This window comes from Micromonospora sp. NPDC050276, from assembly GCF_044459545.1.
In the GTDB taxonomy this organism is placed as follows: domain Bacteria; phylum Actinomycetota; class Actinomycetes; order Mycobacteriales; family Micromonosporaceae; genus Micromonospora.
Genome location: NZ_JBITJA010000022.1, coordinates 58,696 through 82,517 on the forward strand (window position 1 = coordinate 58,696; position 23,822 = coordinate 82,517).

The window sequence follows — 23,822 nt, forward strand, 5'->3', positions numbered from 1 at the left end:
GGGCGCCGTCAGGGCCGGAGGTTGACGATCCAGCCGTAGAGGCCGCAGACCCAGAAGGCGAGCGGCACCAGCGAGATGATCAGCAGGATCTCGACGATGTCGAGCAGCCGGCCCCATACCGGCGAGATGCGCTTGCCGGCGACGGTCAGACCGTAGATCAGGCTGACCACGGCGGCCAGCACCAGCCCGCCCAGGATCAGGCCGAGCCGGACCGGCAGCGACCCGCCGGCGAAGGTGGTCGCGGCGGCCAGGCCGAGTCCCACGGTGCCGGCCAGCAGCACCGGGGTGCGCTGGGCCCGGCCCAGCAGCGGTCGGGCCCGCAGCAGCGCCAAGAGGGCCAGCACCAGGCACAGCAACACCGCCGGCAAGCGCCCGTCCAGGGCCAGCACCAGCTGTGCGCCCAGCACCAACAGGGCCACGGTCCACAGCAGACCGGTCAGGAACTGGTCGGCGCGCTCGCTCTGCTGGAGCACCTGCCGGCCGTCCACGGACTCGCTGTCGGTCTTCAGGTCCTCCGGGCCGGTCGGGATCGACGGCACCGGCAGCCGGGCCAGCCGGTAGGCCATCATCGGCAGCGCCGGCACCACGCCGAACGCGACGGCCGCCACCACCGCGGCGGAGGCCGCCGCGTCGAGGCCGAGGACCAGACAGAGCAACGCCCCCAGGCCGGTCGCGGCCGCGACCCCGATCGCCGCGAAGAAGAGGGGGTACCGGTCGCCGACCGCCAGCACGGCCACCGCGCCGGCCACCACCGCGGCCGTCGCCGCGAGCAGGACATGCGGACTGTCCAAATCGGTCAGCGGTCGGTCGCCGGCGAGCAGCAGCAGGCCGCCGGTGGCCGCGTGCGCCAGGCCGACCATGGCCAGCACCGCGCCGATGCCGCTGTCGCCGGCGGCCCGGGACAGCACCGCGGCACCCACCAACAGCGCCACCGCCACCAGCAGGGCGGCCAGCGCACCGGGCAGATGCGGCGGGCCGGCGAAGAGCGCGGCCAGGGCGCCGGCGCCGAGCGCCGCCGCGGCGAAGACCACCGCGAAGGACCGGGTCGCGCCGACCTGCCAGGCGCCGGGGCGCTGGTTGGTCGCGGTGGCGACCGCGTCCACCACATCATCGAAGACGATCTCCGGCGCGGCCGCCGACCGGGGGTTGAAGTAGAGCACCTCGCCGTCGCGGACGCTGAGCTGCGCGGCGGTACGACCGCCGTCGAGGGGCGCACCGCCCAACCGGGACAGTGCCCACCCGCCATGCCGGGCACCCTCGTCGGCCATGTCCTCGCCGGCGTAGCGCAGCAGCGTGGGCAGCAGGTCGGCGATCGGCACGTCCGACGGCAGCGCCAGATCCATCCGGGTACGCGGAGCCACGATGGTGATCCGGCTCAGACCACCGGTCGCCGTCTTCGTCGCCACAGTGGCCTCCAGGTGTGCGTCTGTGCTCGGCTGGCTGCGATGCTGCGGTCCGGGTCCACCGCGCACACGGCAGATTACCTACGATGACGGGCACGTACGATGCCCACCCGCGGGCTGTGTGCCGCGGTCGCACGTCATCAGGGCCGCTTCTGGGGAGGAGACAGCCGTGAGCACGGTGGTGTTCCGCCGGCTCCCGCGTCAGCCGGGGCCGGCCTTACCGCGCGGCGAGGTGCTGCTGGAGTCGCCTCCCGAGCTGCCCGAGCCAACGCCCCGCGGGATGGGGCAGCTGCTCATGATCCTGCCGATGTTCTGCGGAGTGGGCGCGATGGCGTTCCTCTACGCCGGCAGGGGCGGCGGCATGATGACGTACGTCGCCGGTGGTCTGTTCGGTGTCTCGATGCTGGGCATGGCGATTGGTTCGCTGGCCAACAGCGGTGGCAAGGACAAGGCCGAGCTGAACGCCGATCGCCGCGACTACATGCGCTACCTGGCGCAGATGCGCAAGCGCACCCGGCGTGCCGCCGAGCAGCAGCGGGCGGCGATGGCCTGGCGGCATCCGGAGCCTGACGCGCTCTGGTCGATCGCCGCGTCCCGGCGGCTCTGGGAGCGGCGGATCACCGAGGACGACTTCGGCGAGACTCGGATCGCTCTCGGCCCGCAGCGGCTCGCGGTGGAGATCGTCCCACCGGAGACGAAGCCGGTGGAGGACTTGGAGCCGATGAGCGCCATCGCACTCCGTCGGTTCGTTCGCGCACACTCCACGGTGCCCGATCTGCCGACGGCGCTGTCGGTGCGGGCGTTCAGCCGCGTGGTGCTGCGCGGCGACCGCGAGCCCGTGCTCGACCTGACCCGGGCGGCGCTCGGGCAGTTGGCCACCTTCCACGCCCCGGACGATCTGGTGATCGCGGTGGTGGCCGCGCCCGACCGCCAGCCCTCCTGGGGCTGGGTGAAGTGGCTGCCACACGCCCACCACAGCGGCCGTACGGACGCGGCCGGCGCACGCCGGCTGGTCTTCGCCAGCCTGGCCGAGGCCGAGGCGTCGCTCGCCGGTGAGCTGGCCGGGCGGCCTCGATTCGCTCCGGAGGCCAAACCGCTGACCACCGCGCCGCACCTGGTCGTGGTGATCGACGGTGGGGAGATCTCGCCGACCTGCCAGCTGGTGTGCCCGGGGCTGCTCGGCGCCACCGTGATCGACCTCTCCGGGACGGTGCCGCGCGACGCCGGCCGCTGGCTGCTCTGCCTTGATGTCGGTGACGGGAGCACACTCGACCTGGTCCGGGGCAGCTCGTCGTCGTCGCTCGGTCGGCCCGACCGGCTCAGTGCCGAGGCTGCCGAGGGGCTGGCCCGGCAGATCGCCCCCTTCCGACTCTCCCAGCAGCAGACCAGCAACGAGGAGCCGCTGGCCCGCAGCATGGAGCTGCCGGACCTGCTCGGGGTGGGTGACGCCGCGGCGGTGGACGTGCAGAACACGTGGCGCCCGCGCGGTCACCGCGACCGGCTGCGCATCCCGCTCGGTGTCGGCCCGGACGGCAATGTGGTCGAGCTCGACTTCAAGGAGTCGGCGCACGAGGGCATGGGCCCGCACGGTCTGGTGATCGGTGCGACCGGGTCGGGCAAGAGCGAGCTGCTCCGTACGGTGGTGGCCGCGTTGGCGGTGACCCACTCGTCGGAGGAACTGAACTTCGTCCTGGTGGACTTCAAGGGCGGCGCGACCTTCGCCTCGCTGGAGGCGCTGCCCCACACCAGCGCGGTGATCACCAACCTGGCCGACGAGCTGCCGCTGGTCGACCGGATGCGCGACGCGCTGGCCGGCGAGATGGTGCGCCGGCAGGAGCTGCTGCGGGCGGCCGGCAACTACGTCTCCCGCTTCGAGTACGAGAAGGCCCGCGCGGCCGGTGAGCCGCTGGCCCCGATGCCCAGTCTGCTGATCATCTGTGACGAGTTCAGCGAACTGCTCGCCGCCAAGCCGGACTTCATCGACCTGTTCGTGATGATCGGCCGGCTGGGTCGGTCGCTCGGCGTACACCTGCTGCTGGCCAGCCAGCGGCTCGAAGAGGGCAAGCTGCGCGGCCTCGACACGCACCTGTCGTACCGGATCGGTCTGCGGACGTTCTCCGCGGTGGAGAGCCGGATCGTGCTCGGCGTACCGGACGCGTACGAGCTGCCAAACGCGCCGGGCCACGGTTACCTGAAGACCGACACCAGCACGATGCTGCGGTTCCGGGCCGCGTACGTGTCGGGCGCGTACCGGGCGCCGGGGCAGCAGGCCTCCGCCTCGCAGGCACTGGTGCAGCGTCGGATCGTGCCGTACGGCCTCGACTTCGTTCCGGTGCAGGTCCCGCAGGTGCCGGTGGACACCACCCCGGAGCCGGAGCAGCCGGCCGACGGCAAGGCCGTGGCGATGCTCGACGTGCTGATCGACCAGCTCAAGGGTCGGGGCCGCCCGGCGCACCAGGTGTGGTTGCCGCCGCTGGCCGACCCGCCGGGCCTCGGTGAGCTGCTCGGCCCGCTGGCGGTCGACCCGACCTATGGGCTGTGCACCGCGTCCTGGCCCGGGCGGGGGCGGCTGACCGTGCCGGTCGGCGTGGTGGACCGTCCGTACGAGCAGCGCCGGGACCCGATGATGGTCGAGCTGGCCGGGGCCGGCGGCAACGTGGTCATCGTCGGTCGGTCCCTGAGCGGCAAGAGCACCATGCTGCGTACGCTGCTCGCCTCGCTGGCGCTCACCCACACGCCGCGCGAGGTGCAGTTCTTCTGCCTGGACTTCGGCGGGGGCGCGCTGCGCAGCATGGAGCGGTTGCCGCACATGGCCGGGGTGGCCGGTCGGCGCGACGTCGAGGCGGTCCGTCGGACGGTGGCCGAGGTGGTCGCCGTGCTGGACGACCGAGAGAGCCGTTTCGCCCAGCACGGCATCGATTCGGTGGCGAGCTACCGTCGTCGCCGCGCCGCCGGTGAGTTCGCGGATGACCCGTTCGGTGACGTGTTCCTGGTGGTGGACGGGTGGAACACGCTGCGCCAGGAGTACGAGGAGCTGGAGCAGACCATCACCACGTTGGCCAACCGGGGCCTCGGCTTCGGTGTGCACGTGGTGCTCACCGCCGTCCGGTGGGCGGAGATCCGGATCAACATGCGGGATCTGCTCGGCACCAAGTTGGAGCTGCGCCTCGGCGACGCGTCGGAGTCCGAAATCGACCGTCGCGCGGCGATGAACGTGCCGGAGAAGTCGCCGGGTCGGGGCCTGACCCGGGACAAGCTGCACTTCCTCACCGCGATCTCGCGGATCGACGGCCGCCGGGACATCGAGGACCTGAGCGAGGCATCGCTGTCCCTGGCCGGGCACGTGGCGGCGAACTGGCCGGGTCGCCCGGCGCCGAAGGTGCGGTTGCTCCCGCGCCGGCTGCCGGTGGCGGAGCTGGCCCGGATCATCGACCGGTCGGCGCCCGGTCTCCCGATCGGTGTGAACGAGTCGGCACTCGCGCCGGTCTACCTGGATCTGGCCAACGAGCCGCACCTGACGGTCTTCGGCGACGCGGAGTGCGGCAAGACCAACCTGCTGCGCCTGATCGCCCGGGGGATCACCGAGCGCTATACGCCGGCGCAGGCCCGGTTGGTGATCGCCGACTACCGGCGTGGCCTGCTGGGGGCGGTGGAGGGCGACCACCTGCTCGACTACGCCCCGTCCAACCAGGCGTTCGCCCAGGGGCTCGGGTCGATCCGCAGCGCGCTGTCCAACCGACTGCCCGGCCCGGACGTGACCACGGCCCAGCTGCGCGATCGAAGCTGGTGGAAGGGTCCGGATCTGTACATCCTGGTGGACGACTACGACCTGGTGGCCTCCGGTGGCAGCAACCCGCTCAGTGCCCTGCACGAGTTGTTGCCGCAGGCCCGCGACATCGGTCTGCACCTGATCGTCACGCGCCGGGTCGGCGGGGTGTCCAGGGCGCTCTACGAGCCGGTGCTGCAACGGCTGCGCGAGTTAGATTCGCCCGGCCTGCTGATGTCCGGCAACCGGGAGGAGGGCGCGGTGTTCGGCACGTTGCGACCCAGCCCGCAACCGCCCGGCCGGGGCACCCTGGTGCGCCGACGCGACGGCCAGCAACTGATTCAGACCGCCTGGTCCGAGCCGTCCTGAATGGGGCCGGCCGTTCGGTAGGGGGTGGTGAGCCGTCCCGGCCCGATTCACCACCATCCATCGAAGATGGCCAGCCAGGGCTGCGAGGGCTGGACAGGTTCCGCTACGGTCTTCACAGGAGTGTCCGTCGGTGGGGTGTCGCTGCCTTGCCGCGGGGGAGGGGTGCGGCGAAGCCGCCACCACAACAGACGGAAGGGTGTGAAGCATGGCGTTCGAGGTCGAAGCTGCGACTCTGCATACCGCCGCGAGTGACGTGCGGTCCACGCGCAGCGAGGTTGACGGCGAGCTGAAGAAGCTGTGGAACGTGGTCGACGACCTGGCCATCGCGTGGAAGGGTCAGGCGTCCACGGGCTTCCAGTCGCTGATGACGCGCTGGAACGAGGACACCGTCAAACTGCTGACGGCGATGGACAGCATCGCTGACCTGCTCGACAAGTCGGGTACGACGCACCAGGTCAACGACGAGGAGCAGCAGCAGATGCTGGACAAGTTCCACTCTGCTCTCAACCCGTGATCCGCAGCCGGCAGAGGAGGAAATCGTGACGATCAAAGTTGACTATGCGGTCCTCGAGAGCAGCAACCAGCAGATGCAGGCCATCTCGAAGACCCTCGAGGAAAAGCTTGACACGCTGCGGGCGATGCTGACCAAGCTCCACTGGGACGGCGAGGACCGGGTTGCCTACGAGCAGCACCAGGCGAAGTGGGATGCGGCGGTCCGGGACATCAACCGGATCCTGAACGAGATCGGCGGTGCCGTGGGCATCGCCCGGGAAAACTACCTCACCACGGAGATGAGCAACTCCAAGGTGTGGAGCTGAGCGATTTGCCCGAGCGGCTCCGGTCCGGTTCATCCGGCCCGGAGCCGCTCTGCGTTGGCCACTGGCACCGCACCCCGGTGCGAGGCGCCGGTCAGCCGGCAGCCGGTGCGTCGGTGCGTCGGCCGGGGCGCCAGTCGCGCCGGCGGCCCAGGGCGATGATCGGTCGTGCGACCAGCAGCAGCACGGCGAGCAGCCCACCGATGACCGCCGTCCAGATCGCGGCGGAGCGCTGCCAGCTCAGCGGGTCGTCGCGCACGGCGGGAGGCGGGAGCGCGCCGGCGGGCGGGTTCGCCCGGGTGCCGAGCAGGCTCGACACCGCCCGGTAGGGGTTGACCATCCCGTAGCCGATGTCGGCGTTGTGGCCCTCGGGTGGGTTGTCCGCGGTGCGCTCCAGCCGATCCGCGACCTGCTGCGGGTTGAGATCCGGGTAGGCGGCCCGGACCAGCGCGGCAACTCCCGAGACGTACGCGGCGGCGTAACTGGTGCCGCCGTCGGGCACGGCACGGTAGCCGGCGTTTCGCGGCGCCGGTCCGATGATGTTCATCCCCGGTGCGGCGATGTCGACGTAGTCGCCGCTGATCGAGGTGCCGACGTGACCGCCCTGCTCGTCCACCCCACCGACCGCGATCACCCCGGGGTACGCGGCCGGGTATCCCGGCCGGTCCTGGGAATCTTCCTTCCGGTTGCCCGCGGCGGCGACCAGCACCACCCGCTTGGCCAGTGCGCGCTCGACGGCCGCCGTCAGTTCGGGGCGGGGAATTGTGGTCAGGGACAGGTTGATCACGTCGGCGCCCTGGTCGACCGCCCAGTCGATGGCCTTGGCGATCTGCTCGGGCAGTTGCGGGTCGCTGACCTCGCCGACCTGCGGCAGGACCCGGATCGGCAGAATGCGGGCAGCCGGCGCGATGCCGCTGAAGGGAACGTTGGTGCCCTCCCGGCCGGCGATGATGCCGGCGATCAGGGTGCCGTGCCCGGCTTCGTCGCACTGCCCCTGCTGGGCCGGCAGGCCGTTGAAGTCACGACCCACCAGCACCTGGCCCTTGAGGAGCGGGTGGGTGGCGGAGACTCCCGAGTCGATCACGGCCACCGTCACTCCGGCGCCGCGGGACAGCGGCCACGCCGAGGACGGCTCCAGCCGACGTAGCCCCCACGGCATCTCGGTCAGGTTCTCGTCACCGGCTGGACCGCAGATGGGCGGTGCAGCGGTCGCGGGGGAGGGCGCCACCAGGCCGGCGCCGAGCAGGGCCGCCAGCGTTCCACTGAGGACGCCGCGAAGGGCGCGTCGGGACGGGGTCGCGCTCATCGGCGGGAATTCGCGCACCGACAAAGGTTACCGCCGTGCCCCGTCGGGCAGCGGCCCCGGTGACGAGGGTCAGGCCCGGGGGTGTGCCTTCGCGGTGGGAGTCTCGGCGAACAGCGCGAGCAGGTCACCGACCTGCCGGTCGGCCTCCGCGGGATGCCGGAACCGACCGGCCGGGTTGAGGGTGTATTCGTTGCGCCGCCCGACCCGGGTGCGGTGCAGGTAGCCGCCCGCCTCCAGGTCGGCGACGATCGCCTGCGCGGCCCGTTCGGTCACGCCGACCTCGGCCGCGACATCGCGTAGCCGGGCGGTCGGATCGCGGGCGATGGCCAGCAGCACGTGCCCGTGGTTGGTGAGGAACGTCCAGTTCCGCCCGCTGCCGGTGTCGCCCGTCACCGTGCTCGCCATCGTGTGGCCGCCTTTCGGATGTCCGCCTGCCTCGCGAAAGTCTCGTCCGCCCCGCCTTCGGCCGGTCGCCCAGGGGGCCACCCCGCGTCAACGTATGAAATGTAAATCACGCATACCTTGACGCATCTTACCGTGCGTGTGACGGTGGAGCACGAGCCAGCGCCCGCCGCCGGGCCGGCGGTAAGCCGCTTGACCAGGTGAGATGCGTCGAGACGAGGTGCGGGATGAGTTCTACCGGAAGCTCCGGCGGTCAGCCGGGTTCGCAGCGGACCGCCGACCGGGCGTCCGCGCTCGGCGAGCCGACCCAGGCGTACGCCGAGCTGCTCGCCGGCAACCGGCGCTTCGTCAGCGGTGCCCCACGCCACCCCAACCAGGACGCCGGGCACCGGACCGCGGTGGCCGACGGGCAACACCCGTTCGCGGTGATCGTCGGCTGCTCCGACTCCCGTCTGGCCGCCGAGATCATCTTTGACCGCGGGCTCGGTGACCTGTTCGTGGTCCGCACGGCCGGGCACACCGCCGGCCCGGAGGTGCTCGGCAGCGTGGAGTACGCGGTGACCGTGCTCGGCACCCCGCTGGTGGTGGTGCTCGGCCACGACTCGTGCGGCGCGGTGCAGGCCGCCCGAGAGGCCGCCGCGACCGGTACCGCACCGAGTGGTCATCTGCGTGCGGTGGTCGACGCGGTGGTGCCCAGCCTGCGCCGGGCGGAGGCCGAGGGCGTGCACGACATCGATGGCATCGTCGACATCCACATCGCGCAGACCGTGGAGACGTTGCTCGGGCAGTCCCCGGTGCTCGCCGATGAGGTGGCGCGGGGGCGGTGCGCGGTGGTGGGGGTTTCCTACCGGCTCGCCGCCGGGGTGGTGCGCCCGGTGGCGGCCGTGCCGGCCGGCTTCGCGATGCTCGGCGGCCCAGCCGAGTCGAGCGACCCGGCCACGCCTGCCACCGTCTGACGCGACGAGGGCCGCTCCGCGTGACGCGGAACGGCCCTCGACGGGGATCGTGCGGGTCAGAGCAGCGACATGTGGACGTGGTCGGTGTGGTTCGACGGCCCGCTGTACGAACTCCAGCCGGTGGCCGGGAACCAGATCTGCCGGTTCCAGATCACGTAGTAGATGCCGAGCCGGTCGGCGTTACGGATGAGGAACGCGGCGACGTTGTTGCCGTACGTCCGGGTGTCTTCGTTGTGCCACGGCGAGAAGCCGCTCTTCTGCAGCGACCAGTCGCAGGCGCGGCCCTTCGGGTGCTCCCACGGCCCGCCGGGGCGGTAGCAGCCGACGAACCGGTTGAAGCCGGCCCGCTTGACCTCCTTGTACGCGTGCAGCGTGCGGGGGGTGACGCAGCCGGAGGTGGTGGGGTCGTCCTCGCTGCACGACTGGGGCTTCCAGTCACCGTCGGCCGTGCGACCCGGGCCGATCCTCGCGACCGGGGAGGTGGCGTCCACCAGGCCGCCGGTGAAGCCCTTCCCGCCGACCAGGGAGAGCGCCTTGTCGGCCTCGCTCTTCCGCTTCGCCATCAGGGCGGTCTGCTTCTGCTGCTCGCGAACCTCCGTGTCGAGGGCCAGCTTGGCCTGCTCGGCGCGGGCCTTCACCTCGTTGACCTCGGAGAGCTTCTTCTCGTTGACCATGTTCATCTCGTCCAGCGCCGCCGCGCGCTGGACGAACGAGTCGGGGCCGTCGCTCTCCAGCAGCATCGCGATCGCGCCGATCCGGCCGGTCCGGTAGGACTGGGCGGCGATCTGCCCGACCTGCGGGGCCAGCGCGTCCAGGTCGGCCTTGGCCCGGTCGACTTCCGCTGCCAGCTCACCCTGGCGCTTCTTGGACTTGTCCAGTTTGGACTTGGCGGCGGAGTAGTCGCGGTTGGCCTGCTCGATGACGTCGTTGAGCAGCTTCGGCTCGCCGTCCTCCTCGTGCCCGGACGGCGTGGGGTTCGTCGGGGCGGCGTGCGCCGGGTGCGGCCCGACGAGCACGGTCAGTGCGGCGATCACGGCCACCACGGGTGTCAACCAGCGGCGTAGGGGTGCCGTCACAATGTTCCCTTCCGTCGACCGCCGACCGGGTTAGCTGACGGGTTCGGGGCGGAAGCGGCCCCTACCGCTGACGCGGATTCACCCCACGTACCTGGGTCCCCGGCTCGCCGGCTGGCGATTGGGCGGTGGCACCGCAGGCGCCGCTTCGCGCCTTCATCGGTGACCGGCAGCGAGGTTACCCGAGAGTCGACCGGGTGAGCTACGCCTGGATGCCGACCAAAAGCGTCATTTCGCCATAGCGTTGAGTGACCAGTGACGTGGTTCTCAGGGTGGATGCCCGATCTGGTCACGCTGAGGAGTGTCACCATGCCGTATCCGTGCTCCTGTTCGACTCCGGCCACCGGTCGGTGGCCGCGGATGGGGGTGCGGTCCGCGTCTGGATCGGCTCCTCGGAGCCACCCGTTCGCGGGGAGCTGAGTGCGGCCAGGGCCTCGGCGCGGTCCGGTCTGGGCCGGGACGTGGCAGCGTCGGCGGACGGTGCCGCACCGGTGTGCCCGGCGGCGGTCACCACCGCGGCCAGCCCGGTGGTCAGCGGCACGGCGGCGATCAGACCGAGGGTGGCGACCGCGCTGCGGACGATCTCCTGCGCGAGGAACTCACTGGTGAGGATCTGCCCGATCGGCCGCGAGTCGGCGGTGAGCAGGAGCAGCAGGGGGAGCGACGCGCCCGCGTACGCCAGCACGATGGTGTTGACAGTGGAGGCGATGTGCGCGCGGCCGACCCGGGTGGCCGCACGGTAGAGCTGCAACCGGGTCAACCCGGGGTTGGCGTTCGCCAACTCGGTGACGGTGGCTGCCTGGGTGACCGTCACGTCGTCGAGCACCCCGAGTGATCCGATAATGATCCCGGCGAGCAGCAGACCGTGCAGGTCCACGTCGCCCTGGAACATCGACAGGGTGGTCGCGTCTTCGCTGCCGAAGCCGGTGAGGTGGGTCGCGGCCGTGGCGATGCTGGCGAGCACGCCGGTCAGCACCAGGCTGCCCAGGGTGCCGAGCACCGCGACCGAGGTCTGCGCGGTGACCCCGTGCGTCAGATAGAGGACCACGAACATGATCAGGGCCGCGCCGACCACCGCCACCAGCAACGGCGACCTGCCGGCGCCGATGCCCGGCAGGACGAAGGTGAGCAGGATGGCGAAGCTGGCGGCCAGCCCGGCGAGCGCGGCCAGCCCTCGCCACCGACCGAACGCAACGATCGCGGCCGCGAAGACCACCGCCAGCCACACCATCGGGGTGCCGCGTTGGTGCTCCGCGATGTTCCAGTTGCTGACGCTGGGATCGGTCGGATCGGTCAGCTCGACCAGGATGACCTCGTCGCCAACCTCGACCCGAGGTGCGCCCGGTCCGTCAGGCACCGGTGTCCGTACCTGCTGGCCGGCGGTCGGCCCGTCGTCCACCCGGACGTCGACGGTGCCGCACCGCCCGCCGCCGACCCTCGGTGTGCCCTCGGGGGCCGACGGCACCGGCGGGCACGGCTCGCTCACCACCCGGGTGACCGTGCCGGGGTAGCGCGGCACGTCCGCATCGCCATCGGTCTGCGGTGCCCCGCCTCGCGGCCAGAGCAGCACCGCGGCGAGCACGGTGGCGACGAAGAGAGGCACCACCGTCACGATGAGGATCCGTCGCACCCTCGGTGGGGCGGACGGAGCGGTGTGAGTGTGGTCGGCGGCCAAGGCGAGACTCCCAACGATCCGGTGCGGGGTACGGGTCAGCGGGCCGGGCGGTTCACCGTTGCGGTGGAAACCCGGCGGAGGGCGGGTCGGATCGCTGCCTGCCCACCGCTTGATCACGAACGGTCAGTGGCCGGCCCGGTCGGCGGGAGGCGACCGCGCGGTGGCGGAGTTGGTGCCCGACTGTGTAGCGGCATGCGGAGGGCCATCGTGGGAGATGCTAGTCAGCCAGTTGGGGGGTTGCAGGTCGTGACGGGGTGTCGAGGCGGTGAACCGCTCGCGTGGCGGTCTCCGGGCCGGCATGTTGGAGCCATGCAGGCGCGCGACTCCGACCATCCACCGCCCGGTGAGCCAATGCCGCCCGACCACCACGCCGGGCACGACAAGCACGCCGGGCACGACAAGCACGCCGGGCACGATCCGGCGATGTTCCGCCGCCGGTTCTGGGTCTGCCTGGTGCTGACCGTCCCGGTGGTGCTGACGAGTCACCTCGTGTCGGACCAGCTGGGTCTGGGCACGGACGTTCCCGGCCGATCCTGGGTGGGCCCGGTGCTCGGCTCGGTGGTGTTCTGGTGGGGCGGTTGGCCGTTTCTGGTCGGTGCGGTGAGGGAGGTGCGGGACCGGACACCCGGCATGATGCTGCTGGTCGCAATGGCGATCACCGTCGCCTACGCGGCGTCGCTGGCCACCAGCGTGGGCGCCTTCGACCTGGACTTCTGGTGGGAGTTGGCCGCGCTGGTCACGATCATGCTGCTCGGGCACTGGCAGGAGATGAAGGCCATCGGGCAGGCCCGGGGAGCACTGGCGGCGCTGGCCGCGCTGCTGCCGGACGAGGCCGAACGGGTGGTGGCGGACGGACGGGTCGAGGCGGTGCCGGTGACCGGCCTGCGGATCGACGACGTGGTGCTGGTCCGGCCGGGGGGTCGGGTGCCGGCGGACGGACGGGTCGTCGGCGGGAGCGCCGAGCTGGACGAGTCGATGATCACCGGTGAGTCGCGACCGGTCACCCGGTCGACCGGCGACCGGGTGGTTGCCGGCACCGTCGCCACCGACTCGGCGATCCGGGTGCGCGTCGAGGCGTTGGGTGAGCAGACTGCCCTGGCCGGCATTCAGCGGATGGTCGCGCAGGCCCAGGGCTCCGGTGGACGGGCCCAGCTGTTGGCCGACCGGTTCGCCGCCGCGCTGTTCTACCTGGCCACCGGCACCGCCGTGTTGACCGTGCTGGTCTGGACCGCGCTCGGCCAGCCGGATGAGGCGGTGGTTCGTGCGGTCACCGTCCTGGTGATCGCCTGCCCGCACGCGCTGGGCCTCGCCATCCCGCTGGTCGTCGCGCTCTCCACCGCCCTCGCCGCCCGGTCCGGGATCCTGGTCAAGGACCGGTCGGCGCTGGAACGGATGCGGACCGTCGGCGCGGTGCTCTTCGACAAGACCGGCACGTTGACCCGGGGCGAGCACGGGCTGACCGACCTGGTGACGGCCCCCGGCGCCGAGCGGGACGAGGTGCTGCGGATCGCGGCGGGCGTCGAGTCGGACAGCGAACATCCGCTGGCCCGGGCCATCGTGGCGGCGGCCGGGCCCGCCGGTCCGGCCGGCGCCGCCGGGTTCCGGTCGCTGCCGGGCCGCGGCGTGCAGGCGACCATCGACGGTACGGAGTACGCGGTGGGCGGCCCGGCGCTGCTGCGGGAACTGGGCCTCGCACTTCCGGCAGAGGTGCGGGCCGCGACCGAGCGGTGGTCGGCGCGGGGTGCCGCCGTGCTGTACCTGGTGCGGCTGCCGGAGGCCGTGCTCGGTGCGTTCGCGTTGACCGACGAGGTGCGTCCGGAGGCTCGGCGCGCCGTCGAGGAGTTGCGGGCCCAGGGTGTCCGGACCATCGCCATGATCACCGGTGACGCACGGCCGGTGGCCGAGGCGGTCGCCGCCGAGCTCGGCTTCCGGCCCGGCGTCGACGAGGTCTTCGCCGAGGTGCTGCCGGCGGAGAAGGACGGTCGGGTGGCCGACCTGCAGCGGCGGGGGCTGGTCGTGGCGATGGTCGGCGACGGGGTGAACGACGCGCCGGCGCTGGCCCGCGCGGACGTGGGCATCGCGATCGGCGCGGGCACCGACGTGGCGATCGAGTCCGCCGGGGTGGTGCTGGCGTCCTCGGATCCGCGCGGGGTGGGGGCCGTGGTCCGGCTGTCCCGGGCGTCGTACCGGAAGATGCGCCAGAACCTGGCCTGGGCGGCGGGCTACAACGTGGTGGCGTTGCCGCTGGCCGCCGGGGTGTTTGCCGGGGCCGGCGTGGCGTTGAGCCCGGCGCTGGCCGCGGTGCTGATGTCGGCGTCCACCATCGTGGTGGCGCTCAACGCGCAGTTGCTGCGCCGGGTCCGTCTCGACCCGGCGCCGGACTGAGGACGGTCAGCCACGCTTCATGAGCCGGCCGACCGCCGCCATCATCTCGGTGGCCATCTCGTCGGCCCGACCCTCGGCGGCGCCCTCGTGCATGCAGTGCCGGGCGTGCCCGTCGAGCAGCCCGAGGGCCACCTTGTCGAGGGCGGCCTGGATCGCGGAGATCTGGGTGAGCACGTCGATGCAGTAGCGGTCGTCGTCGACCATCTTCTCGATGCCCCGGACCTGCCCCTCGACGCGGCGAAGCCGCGCGAGCAGCTGGTCCTTGCTGGCGGTGTATCCGCGGATCGGGGTGGGTGCGGTCATGACGACCAGGATAGCGTACCCCCCAGGGGTATGGTACGGTCCTATCCCGATGGGATACCCCGACCGGGTACCGGTACCGCAGAGGAGACGATCCGATGGTCAACACGACGTACCAGGTGCAGGGCATGACCTGTGGGCACTGCGTCAGCGCGGTCAGCGCTGAGGTCGGCGCCATCGGGGGCGTGCGTGACGTGCAGGTCGACCTCGGCACCGGCCGGGTCACCGTCAGCAGCGACCAGCCGCTGGATACCGCCGTTGTCCGGGCCGCCGTCGACGAGGCCGGCTACGACCTCGTCGACGCGTGATCGGAGGGCCGGCATGCGTACCGTGACGAGACTGGCCGGTTTCGCCGTCGGGCTGGCGGCGGTCTTCGGCGCGACGTACGGGGTCGGCCGGGTCGTCGACCCCGCCCCGGTCGCCGAGAGCGGGCACGACGGTGCCGCTATCCCGACGACCGACGAGCGCGGCGGGACGGCCGACCGGCTCCCCGGCGGGCTGCTCGTCTCCGAGCGCGGCTACACCATCGAACCGGTCGACGCCCCGGCCGGCGAGTTCGCCTTCCGGATCGCCGGCCCGGACGGCCGCCCGGTCACCCGCTACGACGTGGCGCACGACAAGACGATGCACCTGATCGTCGCCCGGCGGGACCTCTCCGGCTTCCGTCACGTGCACCCCGAGCTGGCCCCGGACGGCACCTGGCGGGTCGACACCCCGCTGGCCGGTCCCGGGCAGTGGCGGGCGTTCGCCGACTTCACCCCGACCGGGGGCGAGCCACTGACCCTCGGCGTGGACGTGACCGTCCCCGGCGAGTTGGTCGAACGGCCGTTGCCCGCCCCGGCGACCAGCACCACCGTCGACGGCTACACGGTCACCCTGTCCGGTGCGCCGCAGCCCGGCCGCACGTCACCGCTGACCCTGACGGTGAGCCGGGACGGGCAGCCGGTCACCGACCTGGAGCCCTACCTGGGCGCGTACGGGCACCTGGTGGCGCTGCGCCGGGGTGATCTGGCGTACCTGCACGTGCACCCGGACGGGACGCCCGGCGATGGGCGCACCCAACCCGGTCCGGCCGTCACCTTCCTGGCCGACGTGCCCTCGGCTGGCAGCTACCGCCTCTACCTCGACTTCCAACACGGCGGGCGGGTGCACACCGCCGAGTTCACCGTGGTCGCCGGCACTGCGGCGACCGGGAGCGGACCCACCCCGAGCGGACCCGCGCCGACCGGGGGCGCCGACCACGGCACCCCCGGGCACGGGCACAACTGACGGGACCAGACGATGACCACCACCAGCAGACCACTGCCCGAGGCACCGAACCGGATCGAACTGGCGATCAGCGGGATGACCTGCGCCGCGTGCGCCGCCCGGATCGAAAAGAAGCTCAACCGGATGGACGGGGTGAGCGCCACCGTCAACTACGCCACCGAGAAGGCGACCGTCCGATACGGCGACGGCGTCACGCCGGACGTCCTGATCGAGACCGTCCAGAAGACCGGTTACTCCGCCGCGCTGCCGGCCCCGCCCAGCGCGGAACCGCCGGTGGACCCGCTGCGGGGCCCGCGTACCCGGCTCTGGGTCTCGGTGGCACTGAGCGTGCCGGTGGTCCTGCTGGCCATGGTCCCCGCCTGGCAGTTCGACTACTGGCAGTGGCTGTCGCTGACCCTGGCCGCCCCGGTGGTGGTCTGGGGCGGGCTGCCGTTCCACCGGGCCGCCTGGACCAACCTGCGGCACGGCGCGGCCACCATGGACACGCTGGTGTCGCTCGGCACCCTGGCGGCGTTCGGCTGGTCGCTCTGGGCGCTCTTCCTCGGTGCTGCGGGGATGCCCGGGATGACGCACCCGTTCCGCTTCGACATCACCCGGACCGACGGTGCCGGCAACATCTACCTGGAGGCGGCCGCCGGGGTCACCGTGTTCATCCTGGCCGGTCGCTACTTCGAGGCCCGGTCCAAGCGAACCGCCGGTGCCGCCCTGCGCGCCCTGCTCGACCTCGGGGCCAAGGACGTGGCGGTGCTGCGTGACGGGGTGGAGACGCTGATCCCGGTGGACCGGCTCGCCGTCGGTGACCGGTTCGTGGTCCGCCCCGGCGAGAAGATCGCCACCGACGGGGTGGTCGAGGAGGGCACCTCCGCGGTCGACGCCAGCATGCTCACCGGTGAGTCGGTGCCGGTCGAGGTCGCCCCGGGCGACGGCGTGGTCGGTGCCACGATCAACGCGGGTGGGCGGCTGATCGTCGCCGCCACCCGGGTCGGCGCGGACACCCAGCTCGCCCGGATGGCCGACCTGGTCGAGCAGGCGCAGAGCGGCAAGGCGGCCGTGCAGCGGTTGGCGGACCGGATCTCCGGGGTCTTCGTGCCGATCGTCATCACCCTCGCCGTCGGCACGCTCGGCTGGTGGCTCGGCACCGGGGCCGGTCCGACCGCCGCGTTCACCGCCGCCGTGGCGGTGCTGATCATCGCGTGTCCGTGCGCGCTCGGCCTGGCCACCCCGACCGCGCTGCTGGTGGGCACCGGTCGGGGCGCTCAGCTCGGCGTGCTCATCAAGGGGCCGGAGGTGCTGGAGTCGACCCGCCGGGTGGACACCGTGGTGCTCGACAAGACCGGCACCGTGACGACCGGCCGGATGACCCTGGTGGACGTGGTGCCGGCCAGCGGTGTGGACCGGGCCGACCTGCTCCGGCTCGCCGGAGCGGTGGAGGCCGCCTCGGAACACCCGATCGCCCGGGCGGTCGCCGCCGCTGCCGGTGCTGCGGGCCCGCTGCCTCCGGTGACCGCCTTCCGCAACCTGGAAGGGCTGGGTGTGACCGGCACGGTCGACGGGCGGGCCGTGCTGCTCGGTCGGCTTCGGCTGCTGCGCGAGATCGACGTACCGCCGGAGGTCGAATGGGCCGTCAGCGAGGCGGAGGCCGCCGGTCGGACGGCGATCGTCGCCGGCTGGGACGGGCGGGCCCGCGGCGTGCTCGCGGTCGCCGACGTGGTCCGGCCGAGCAGCCGGGCCGCGGTGGCACGGTTGCGCGGGCTGGGGCTCACCCCGGTGCTGCTGACCGGGGACAACACCACAGTGGCTCGCGCGGTCGCCGCCGAGGTGGGCATCGACGAGGTGATTGCCGAGGTGCTGCCGGCCGGGAAGGTCGACGTGATCAAGCGGCTGCAGGCCGAGGGGCGGTCGGTGGCGATGGTCGGTGACGGGGTCAACGACGCCCCGGCGCTGGCCCAGGCCGACCTGGGGTTGGCCATGGGCACCGGCACCGACGTGGCGATCGAGGCGTCCGACCTCACCCTCGTCCGGGGCGATCTCGGTGCCGCGGTGGACGCCATCAGGTTGTCCCGACGCACGCTCGGCATCATCCGGGGCAACCTGTTCTGGGCGTTCGGCTACAACGTGGCGGCGCTGCCGTTGGCCGCCGCCGGGCTGCTCAACCCGATGATCGCCGGCGCCACGATGGCGCTGTCCTCGGTCTTCGTGGTGGCCAACAGTCTGCGGCTGCGTCGCTTCCGTCCGGCGGCCGACGATCGGTGACGGCGGTAATGGTTGGACGGGTGACGGTGGGGGTACCTCTGTGGTCGTAGCGACGCTCGCAATGGAGGTTGGCAATGGGTATCGACGATAAGATCAACAACGCCACCGAGGACGCGACCGGCAAGTTGAAGGAAGGCGCCGGTCGGGCCACCGACAACGAGCAGCTGGAGGCGGAGGGTCGCGCTGACCAGTCCACCGCCAAGCTCAAGCAGGCGGGCGAGAAGATCAAGGACGCCTTCAAGAGCTGACGTACGACGTAACCCGCACGCCGGGCCGGTGATCATCACCGGCCCGGCGTGCTGTTCCCCTGCCACGGTTGGACACGGCAGCTGCACCACCAGCCCGCGTTCAGCGGCGTCGGGTGGCGCGGACGACCACGTCGTGCAGCGGGGCCTCCCGGCCCGGCACCGTGCGGCGGTGCTCCTCGGCCGTGGTGATCTCCCAGGTGGCGCTGTCCAGGCCGGCGGTGATGTCCGCGAGGGTGACCGATGCCTCGTCGGGCGGGTGGTGTCCGTGCCCGTGCCCGTGTCCCTGCTTGGCGGCGCTCGAGGTGTGCAGATGCCCGACGATCAGCAGGGTGCCGCCGGGCGCTACCCACGCGGCGATGCGGTCGTAGAAGGCCAGCTGCGGCATGGCCGGGTGCGCGTAGTGCGTCGTGACCAGGTCGAACCCCGTTTCCGGGGCCCAGGCCGTCAGGTCCGCCTCCACCCACCGCACGCGCTCGGACACCCCGTTCTCCGCCGCGCGTTCCGCGGCACGGGCGAGGGCAACGGGTGCGATGTCGACCGCGGTGACCTGCCAGCCGTGCACGGCGAGCCAGATCGCCTCGGCACCTGCGCCGCACCCGGCGTCCAGCGCCGAGCCCGGCACCAGGTCACCGACCTCGCGGGCCAGGTACGGGTGCGCGGGACTCGTGCTCATCGCACCGGGGCGGTCCTGGTGCGCCTGGTGCCAGTGCCGCTCCCAGTAGTCCTTGTCGAACTCGTGCTGCTCGGTCATCGGTGGCTGCTCCTTCGCGCGTCGGCAACGACTGTGACCGGTGACCGAGTGATGCGCAAAGATTGTTGCCAAAACAGCAACACGAGCGGCGTTCAGTGGCGTCCGGCCAGCCGGGCGGCCCGGACCTCCAGGTACCGCTGCTCCGGCAGGCTCGTGGTGCCACGGGCCGCCGCCAGGTACGCCTCCCGGGCCGCCGGGGCATCCCCGGCCAGCTCCAGCAGATGCGCCCGGACGGCGGCGAGGCGGTGGTGCCCGGCCGTGCGTTCGTCGGCGTCCAGCGGCGTGAGCAGCGCGAGCCCGGCCCGGGGCCCGTCCACCATGGCCACCGCCACCGACTGGTTCAGGGTGACCATCGGATTCGGCGCGATCCGGGCCAGCAGTCGGTAGAGCGCCACGATCTGCCGCCAGTCCGTCTCCGCCGCCGTCGACGCCTCGGCGTGCACGGCGGCGATCGCCGCCTGCAACTGGTACGGGCCGGGCGGCGACCAGGTCAACGCCTCGGTGACCAGCGCGATCCCCTCCGCGATGGCGGCCGTGTCCCATCGCGAGCGATCCTGTTCGGCCAGCGGCACCAACTCCCCGTCCGGCCCCACCCGCGCCGCCCGGTGCGCGTCGGTCAGCAGCATCAGCGCCAGCAGCCCGGTCACCTCGCCGTCGTCGGGCAGCAACCCACGCAGGACGCGAGCCAGCCGGATCGCCTCGCCGGTCAGCTCGGCCCGGTGCAGGTCCGCGCCGCTCGAGGCGGTGTATCCCTCGTTGAAGATCAGGTAGAGCACCCGCAGTACCGTCCGCAGCCGCTCGTCCCGCTCCGCCAGGCCGGGCAGGGTGAACCGTGCCCCGGCGGCCTCGATCCGCTGCTTGGCCCGGCGGATCCGTTGACTCATCGTCGCCTCCGGCACCAGGTGCGCTCGGGCGATCTGCGCGGTGCTCAGACCGCCGACCGCACGCAGGGTCAGCGCCACCTGGGCCGAGCCGGCCAGCGCCGGGTGGCAGCAGAGGAACAGCAACGTGAGGGTGTCGTCGTCGGCCGGAACGGTCGGCTCCGCGTCCGCCGCCGGTGCCACCTGGGCGTACGCCGGCTCGCGCAGCGCCACCGCCACCTCGCGGTCCCGGCGAGCGCTCTCACTGCGCCACTCGTCGGTGAGGCGGCGGGTGGCCACGGTGAGCAACCAGGCGCGGGGATTGTCCGGTACGCCCTGCGCCGGCCACTGGGTCGCGGCGGCGAGCAACGCCTCCTGGACGGCGTCCTCGCACCTGTCGAACTGCCCATGCCGGCGGACCAGCAGGCCGAGGACCTGCGGCGCGTAGTTACGCAGCAGATCCTCGACCGTCCGGTCCTCGGTCACATCTCCGTCCCGGAATCGTCCATGATCGGGCGGACCTCCATCGCGCCCCCGTACCGGACGTCCGGCCAGCGGGCGGCGATCTCGGCGGCCCGCTGCGGGCTGTCGCAGTCGACGGCCAGGTAACCGGCGAACTGCTCCTTGCTCTCCATGAACGGGCCGTCGAGGACCTCGGGGTTGCCGTCCACGAGCCGGACCGTCAACGTCTGTGACGGATTGGCCAACGCCTGACCGCCGATCAGCTCGCCGGTCTCGGTCAGCTCCTTCATGATCTCGTCGACCTCGCCGAAGAGGGCGGTGCGGTCCTGCTCGGTCAGCTCCTCGGTGAAGCCGGGCCGGTTCCAGATCAGCAGCATGTACTTCACGGCGATTGCTCCTCAGGCTCTGGTCGCACCCCGATCGGGGTGCGGCTCACCGGAGGGTCGGAGCCGTTCCCCCGATCCCTACCGCGTACCGAAGAAAATCGCAGAAACCTCCGTCGGTGGCGGTCCCACGCCGGGTGGCTCAGCGCGGGTCGGGTCGGCCGGGCACCTGCCGGGGCTTCCGAGGGCCGCCGACGTCCAACGTCGCCCGGTCGGCGGCCGAGGTGCCGGACGACCAGCCCTCGGCGTCACGCACGCTGAGCCGGTGCCGGGTGACGCCGGGAAACAGGGTGTCCAGCCGTTCCCGGACCGCCTCGCCCCGGGCCGCGAGCACCGGCAACAGCCGCTCCGCACCGGCCGTCTCGGCTGCCGCCTGATCCGCCGCCTCGGTCGCCGCCTCGGTGGCCGTCCGCAGCCGCTCACCGATTCGCAGCGCGAACGCGTTGAGGAACGACTCGTCCCACACCTTCGTCCGCCGCCCCGACCCCGGCCGCCGCTCGGCCCGCCCCCGTAGCATCGCCGCCGTGGCCTGGACCAGCAGCGACGTGTAGAGCAACTCCACCGCCACCAGATCGGCCGGCCAGCCCAGCACGGTGGTGAAGCCGAGATCGTCGGACCAGACCGCCTCGCACCGGTTCGCCGCCGCCACCTCCTGCACCAGCAACGCCTTCGCGCCCGCGTACGGGGCGTCGGTGCTCAGGCGTACCCCACCGGGCAGGTCCCCGCGCTCCGACCCGGCGGCCAGCAGCGCCTCGTCGATGCTGTGCCGGGCGATCAGCTCCTGGGCCTTGCCGGTCAGCGCCTCCGCCTCGGCGGGGAAGGTGGTCGACTCGGCCTTGGCCAGCAGCGCGCGGACCCGATCCAGCATCGGCGACCCACTGCGGGCCGTGCCGGGGGTGCGGGGCAGCGCCGCGCCGGTCGTCCCCGGCGGTGGGCGTAGCACCGCGATCGGCGGCAGGCTCTCCACCAACGCGAGAGTGTCCACGGCCGCGCGGAGCGCGTCGGCCCGGTTCAGCCCTTCCCGGGTCGCCCAGGCGGCCAGCACGCTGCCGTCGGCGCCGTCCGCGGTGGCTGCCAGCTCGCGTAGCTGGTCGTCCCACCAGGCCGGGACCGGCTCGGCCTGGTCGCGCCGCTGGGCGGCCATCGCGTCCCGGACCAGCCGGGCCGCGCGGGCGTCGAGTCGTCGGCTGGTGATCCGGTCCACGTCGACCGGCTGCCATCCGCGTGGCCAGAGCCGGCCCAGGCCACGGACCAGGCGGCGCAGCAGCGCGGCGTCCACCGCCGTGGTGCCGTCCGCGGCGCCGGTGCCGACCATCAGGTGGTCCAGCTGCCGTTCGGCCTGCCGTACGTCGGTGCCGCGCACCGCCGCGAGCGCGTTGGCGACGAGTTCGTCCGCGTCCGGCACGGGCACCTCCTTCTCGGGCTCTGGCTGTTCGCTGCCCTCCCAGGCTCCATGATCATGCCGTCAGGGGTGGGGGAGTCGCGAAACGGCCCCGCCTGGAGTTCCGAGACCGTTGATCAACACGGGTTCCCAGAAATCGCGGTATCCCACCGGGCCGGACACCCCAGCTTCACCAAACTCGTGTTGATCTACGCAGCGTGCGGGCGCCTGCCGCCGGCTCCGGTGGCATGGTCCGTCCGGTTTCGGGTAGTTGGAGGCTGACCTGACGCGGATGCGAGGTGTGTGGTGGCCGAGGCATGTCAGAGCGCACGCGCCGTCGACGCGCGTTCCTCCACCCTCGCCGGCGTCCTGATCGGCGTCGCGATCATGGCGGCGGTCGACGAGATCGTCTTTCACCAACTGCTGGCCTGGCACCACTTCTACGACCGGTCCACTCCCGCCGTGGCGCTGCTCTCGGACGGGCTGCTGCACGCCGCCGAGGTGATCGCCCTGGTCGGTGGGTTCTTCTGGTTCGCCGACCTGCGTCGACGGCGTGCCCTGTCGAGGCGGCTGGCCTGGGCTGGCTTCCTGCTCGGCGCCGGAGGGTTCCAGCTCTTCGACGGACTGGTCGACCACAAGGTGCTCCGGCTGCACCAGATCCGCTACGGCGTCCACCTGGTGCCGTACGACGTGGTCTGGAACGTGGCCGGCGCGGTGCTGCTGCTGGCCGGCGTCGCCGTGTTGTGGTGGGCCCGGTCCCGCCGGCCCGGCGCTGGCCGCCGATGACGGTGGCCGTGCCGCTGGCGCACGCTGGGCACGGCGCGGCCGGGCCGACCTGGCTGCCACTGCTCCCGGTCGTGGTGCTGGCCGGCGGCTACCTGCTGGCCGCCGCCCGCGACCCACGGGGTTGGCACCGCCGGCGCACCGCCTCCTGGTTGGTCGGCTGCGCCCTGCTGGCGGTCGCCGTCGGACCGCTGGCGCACCTCCCGGACGACCCGCGCGCGCACATGGCACAGCACCTGCTGCTCGGCATGCTGGCGCCGCTGGGGCTGGTGCTCGCCGCCCCGGTCACGCTGCTGCTGCGGGTCGCGCCACCACCGGTACGCCGGACGGTGGGCCGGCTGCTGCGCGCCCGCCCGCTGCACCTGCTCGCCCACCCGTTCATCGCCGCGCTGCTGACCACCGGCGGGCTGGCGTTGGTGCTGCTCACTCCGCTGTACGCGGCGGCCGAACGGCAACCCGTTCTGCACCACGCCATACATCTGCACTACCTGGCCGCCGGATACCTTTTCGCCTGGTCACTGGCCGGGCCGGACCCGGCCCCGCGCCGCCCCGGCCTGGCGGTCCGGGTCGGGGCGCTGCTGGCCGCGGCAGCCGGACACGCCGTGCTGGCCAAGTACCTGTACGCCCAGGCCGAAACCCTCCCGCCCGGCCTCACCGACCGGGACCCGGAAGCGTTCCGCTCAGCCGCCCAACTCATGTACTACGGCGGCGACCTGGCCGAATTGCTCCTGGCCGTAGCCCTTTTCGCGAGCTGGTACCACGCCCGCCGCCGCCCCCGCCCGTCCCCGGCGTCCCCTCCCCCGTTGATCAAGAGGTTTGCGTCACCGCAGGGCGATTCCTTGACGCAAACCTCTTGATCAACAGGGGAGGGCGGTGCGGGGGCTGTTAGAGGGCGTCTCATTCACGTATTTTGCGAGTGATGCCGCCTTCAGTTATCTCGCCAGGTTGGGGTGGTTTCGTTGGTGATGCGTTTGGTGAGGTT

Annotated in this window: 21 protein-coding genes and 1 riboswitch; of the genes, 11 read left to right on the forward strand and 10 right to left on the reverse strand. The window is 72.4% G+C overall.

The genetic code is table 11. The annotated features are described in order from the left end of the window. Positions 1-8: 8 nt before the first annotated feature. Positions 9-1,406, reverse strand: coding sequence for a type VII secretion integral membrane protein EccD (gene eccD, locus ACIBF8_RS30105; RefSeq protein WP_396787300.1), 1,398 nt, complete (start codon positions 1,404-1,406; stop codon positions 9-11). A 166-nt stretch (positions 1,407-1,572) separates the two neighbouring features. Here eccD and eccCa point away from each other — a divergent pair, with 166 nt between their 5' ends. From eccCa to ACIBF8_RS30120, 3 genes are all read left to right on the forward strand, one after another. After that, positions 1,573-5,538: a type VII secretion protein EccCa gene (gene eccCa, locus ACIBF8_RS30110; RefSeq protein WP_396787301.1), complete on the forward strand. Its 3,966-nt coding sequence runs from the start codon at positions 1,573-1,575 to the stop codon at positions 5,536-5,538. Between the two features lie 205 nt (positions 5,539-5,743). Further along, positions 5,744-6,052, forward strand: coding sequence for a WXG100 family type VII secretion target (locus ACIBF8_RS30115; protein WP_030329557.1), 309 nt, complete (start codon positions 5,744-5,746; stop codon positions 6,050-6,052). Between the two features lie 25 nt (positions 6,053-6,077). Next, a complete protein-coding gene (locus ACIBF8_RS30120) occupies positions 6,078-6,356 on the forward strand; it encodes a WXG100 family type VII secretion target (protein ID WP_363609340.1) in 279 nt (92 codons plus the stop codon). A 91-nt stretch (positions 6,357-6,447) separates the two neighbouring features. Here the strand turns inward: ACIBF8_RS30120 and mycP are convergent, their stop codons facing one another. Continuing rightward, on the reverse strand, positions 6,448-7,677 hold the full coding sequence (mycP, locus tag ACIBF8_RS30125; protein WP_396787302.1) for a type VII secretion-associated serine protease mycosin: 1,230 nt from the start codon (positions 7,675-7,677) through the stop codon (positions 6,448-6,450). A gap of 51 nt (positions 7,678-7,728) precedes the next feature. Further along, positions 7,729-8,064 (reverse strand): helix-turn-helix transcriptional regulator, encoded by a 336-nt coding sequence (locus ACIBF8_RS30130; RefSeq protein ID WP_396787303.1) that lies wholly within the window; start codon positions 8,062-8,064, stop codon positions 7,729-7,731. A 224-nt stretch (positions 8,065-8,288) separates the two neighbouring features. On the opposite strand from ACIBF8_RS30130, the gene ACIBF8_RS30135 reads away from it, so the two are divergent. Then, complete coding sequence (locus ACIBF8_RS30135; RefSeq protein ID WP_396787304.1) at positions 8,289-9,017, forward strand: carbonic anhydrase; 729 nt, start codon at positions 8,289-8,291, stop codon at positions 9,015-9,017. Positions 9,018-9,073: 56 nt separating this feature from the next. On the opposite strand, the gene ACIBF8_RS30140 is transcribed toward ACIBF8_RS30135, so the two are convergent. Next, on the reverse strand, positions 9,074-10,093 hold the full coding sequence (locus tag ACIBF8_RS30140; RefSeq protein ID WP_396787305.1) for a coiled-coil domain-containing protein: 1,020 nt from the start codon (positions 10,091-10,093) through the stop codon (positions 9,074-9,076). 4 nt (positions 10,094-10,097) lie between these two features. Further along, a riboswitch (cyclic di-AMP (ydaO/yuaA leader) is annotated at positions 10,098-10,228 on the reverse strand. Between the two features lie 166 nt (positions 10,229-10,394). Next, positions 10,395-11,765 carry a YibE/F family protein gene (locus ACIBF8_RS30145; RefSeq protein WP_396787316.1) on the reverse strand — a complete coding sequence of 457 codons (1,371 nt, stop codon included), beginning with the start codon at positions 11,763-11,765 and terminating at the stop codon, positions 10,395-10,397. 309 nt (positions 11,766-12,074) lie between these two features. On the opposite strand from ACIBF8_RS30145, the gene ACIBF8_RS30150 reads away from it, so the two are divergent. Continuing rightward, positions 12,075-14,150 (forward strand): copper-translocating P-type ATPase, encoded by a 2,076-nt coding sequence (locus ACIBF8_RS30150; RefSeq protein WP_396787306.1) that lies wholly within the window; start codon positions 12,075-12,077, stop codon positions 14,148-14,150. Positions 14,151-14,156: 6 nt separating this feature from the next. Here the strand turns inward: ACIBF8_RS30150 and ACIBF8_RS30155 are convergent, their stop codons facing one another. Beyond that, a complete protein-coding gene (locus ACIBF8_RS30155) occupies positions 14,157-14,453 on the reverse strand; it encodes a metal-sensitive transcriptional regulator (RefSeq protein ID WP_030329541.1) in 297 nt (98 codons plus the stop codon). Positions 14,454-14,548: 95 nt separating this feature from the next. Here ACIBF8_RS30155 and ACIBF8_RS30160 point away from each other — a divergent pair, with 95 nt between their 5' ends. The 4 genes from ACIBF8_RS30160 to ACIBF8_RS30175 all read left to right on the forward strand — a co-directional run bounded on the left by ACIBF8_RS30160 (position 14,549) and on the right by ACIBF8_RS30175 (position 18,220). Continuing rightward, complete coding sequence (locus tag ACIBF8_RS30160; protein WP_396787307.1) at positions 14,549-14,758, forward strand: heavy-metal-associated domain-containing protein; 210 nt, start codon at positions 14,549-14,551, stop codon at positions 14,756-14,758. 13 nt (positions 14,759-14,771) lie between these two features. After that, positions 14,772-15,719: a hypothetical protein gene (locus ACIBF8_RS30165; RefSeq protein WP_396787308.1), complete on the forward strand. Its 948-nt coding sequence runs from the start codon at positions 14,772-14,774 to the stop codon at positions 15,717-15,719. A 12-nt stretch (positions 15,720-15,731) separates the two neighbouring features. Further along, positions 15,732-17,972 (forward strand): heavy metal translocating P-type ATPase, encoded by a 2,241-nt coding sequence (locus ACIBF8_RS30170; RefSeq protein WP_396787309.1) that lies wholly within the window; start codon positions 15,732-15,734, stop codon positions 17,970-17,972. Positions 17,973-18,046: 74 nt separating this feature from the next. Further along, entirely contained in the window at positions 18,047-18,220 is a 174-nt protein-coding gene (locus ACIBF8_RS30175) for a CsbD family protein (RefSeq protein ID WP_036390803.1), read from the forward strand. Positions 18,221-18,320: 100 nt separating this feature from the next. On the opposite strand, the gene ACIBF8_RS30180 is transcribed toward ACIBF8_RS30175, so the two are convergent. The 4 genes from ACIBF8_RS30180 to ACIBF8_RS30195 all read right to left on the reverse strand — a co-directional run bounded on the left by ACIBF8_RS30180 (position 18,321) and on the right by ACIBF8_RS30195 (position 22,081). Continuing rightward, positions 18,321-18,971 (reverse strand): class I SAM-dependent methyltransferase, encoded by a 651-nt coding sequence (locus ACIBF8_RS30180; protein WP_396787310.1) that lies wholly within the window; start codon positions 18,969-18,971, stop codon positions 18,321-18,323. A gap of 92 nt (positions 18,972-19,063) precedes the next feature. After that, complete coding sequence (locus ACIBF8_RS30185; RefSeq protein WP_396787311.1) at positions 19,064-20,317, reverse strand: RNA polymerase sigma factor; 1,254 nt, start codon at positions 20,315-20,317, stop codon at positions 19,064-19,066. Next, on the reverse strand, positions 20,314-20,670 hold the full coding sequence (locus ACIBF8_RS30190) for a YciI family protein (protein WP_396787317.1): 357 nt from the start codon (positions 20,668-20,670) through the stop codon (positions 20,314-20,316). The genes ACIBF8_RS30185 and ACIBF8_RS30190 overlap by 4 nt, the downstream gene beginning before the upstream one ends. Before the next feature lie 148 nt (positions 20,671-20,818). Then, positions 20,819-22,081, reverse strand: coding sequence for a DUF2786 domain-containing protein (locus ACIBF8_RS30195; protein ID WP_396787312.1), 1,263 nt, complete (start codon positions 22,079-22,081; stop codon positions 20,819-20,821). Positions 22,082-22,363: 282 nt separating this feature from the next. Here ACIBF8_RS30195 and ACIBF8_RS30200 point away from each other — a divergent pair, with 282 nt between their 5' ends. Together ACIBF8_RS30200 and ACIBF8_RS30205 are read left to right on the forward strand one after the other, a co-directional pair. Then, on the forward strand, positions 22,364-22,843 hold the full coding sequence (locus ACIBF8_RS30200; protein ID WP_396787313.1) for a DUF2243 domain-containing protein: 480 nt from the start codon (positions 22,364-22,366) through the stop codon (positions 22,841-22,843). Continuing rightward, positions 22,840-23,697, forward strand: coding sequence for a cytochrome c oxidase assembly protein (locus ACIBF8_RS30205; protein ID WP_396787314.1), 858 nt, complete (start codon positions 22,840-22,842; stop codon positions 23,695-23,697). The genes ACIBF8_RS30200 and ACIBF8_RS30205 overlap by 4 nt, the downstream gene beginning before the upstream one ends. The last annotated feature ends 125 nt before the right edge of the window (positions 23,698-23,822 follow it).

Excerpts from the sequence above, each read along its gene's own strand:
- ACIBF8_RS30115 (WP_030329557.1), top strand. The coding sequence starts at position 5,744 with ATGGCGTTCGAGGTCGAAGCTGCGACTCTGCATACCGCCGCGAGTGAC.
- ACIBF8_RS30130 (WP_396787303.1), bottom strand. The coding sequence starts at position 8,064 with ATGGCGAGCACGGTGACGGGCGACACCGGCAGCGGGCGGAACTGGACG.
- ACIBF8_RS30135 (WP_396787304.1), top strand. The coding sequence starts at position 8,289 with ATGAGTTCTACCGGAAGCTCCGGCGGTCAGCCGGGTTCGCAGCGGACC.
- ACIBF8_RS30150 (WP_396787306.1), top strand. The coding sequence starts at position 12,075 with ATGCAGGCGCGCGACTCCGACCATCCACCGCCCGGTGAGCCAATGCCG.
- ACIBF8_RS30155 (WP_030329541.1), bottom strand. The coding sequence starts at position 14,453 with ATGACCGCACCCACCCCGATCCGCGGATACACCGCCAGCAAGGACCAG.
- ACIBF8_RS30160 (WP_396787307.1), top strand. The coding sequence starts at position 14,549 with ATGGTCAACACGACGTACCAGGTGCAGGGCATGACCTGTGGGCACTGC.
- ACIBF8_RS30165 (WP_396787308.1), top strand. The coding sequence starts at position 14,772 with ATGCGTACCGTGACGAGACTGGCCGGTTTCGCCGTCGGGCTGGCGGCG.
- ACIBF8_RS30170 (WP_396787309.1), top strand. The coding sequence starts at position 15,732 with ATGACCACCACCAGCAGACCACTGCCCGAGGCACCGAACCGGATCGAA.
- ACIBF8_RS30175 (WP_036390803.1), top strand. The coding sequence starts at position 18,047 with ATGGGTATCGACGATAAGATCAACAACGCCACCGAGGACGCGACCGGC.
- ACIBF8_RS30180 (WP_396787310.1), bottom strand. The coding sequence starts at position 18,971 with ATGACCGAGCAGCACGAGTTCGACAAGGACTACTGGGAGCGGCACTGG.
- ACIBF8_RS30190 (WP_396787317.1), bottom strand. The coding sequence starts at position 20,670 with ATGCTGCTGATCTGGAACCGGCCCGGCTTCACCGAGGAGCTGACCGAG.
- ACIBF8_RS30205 (WP_396787314.1), top strand. The coding sequence starts at position 22,840 with ATGACGGTGGCCGTGCCGCTGGCGCACGCTGGGCACGGCGCGGCCGGG.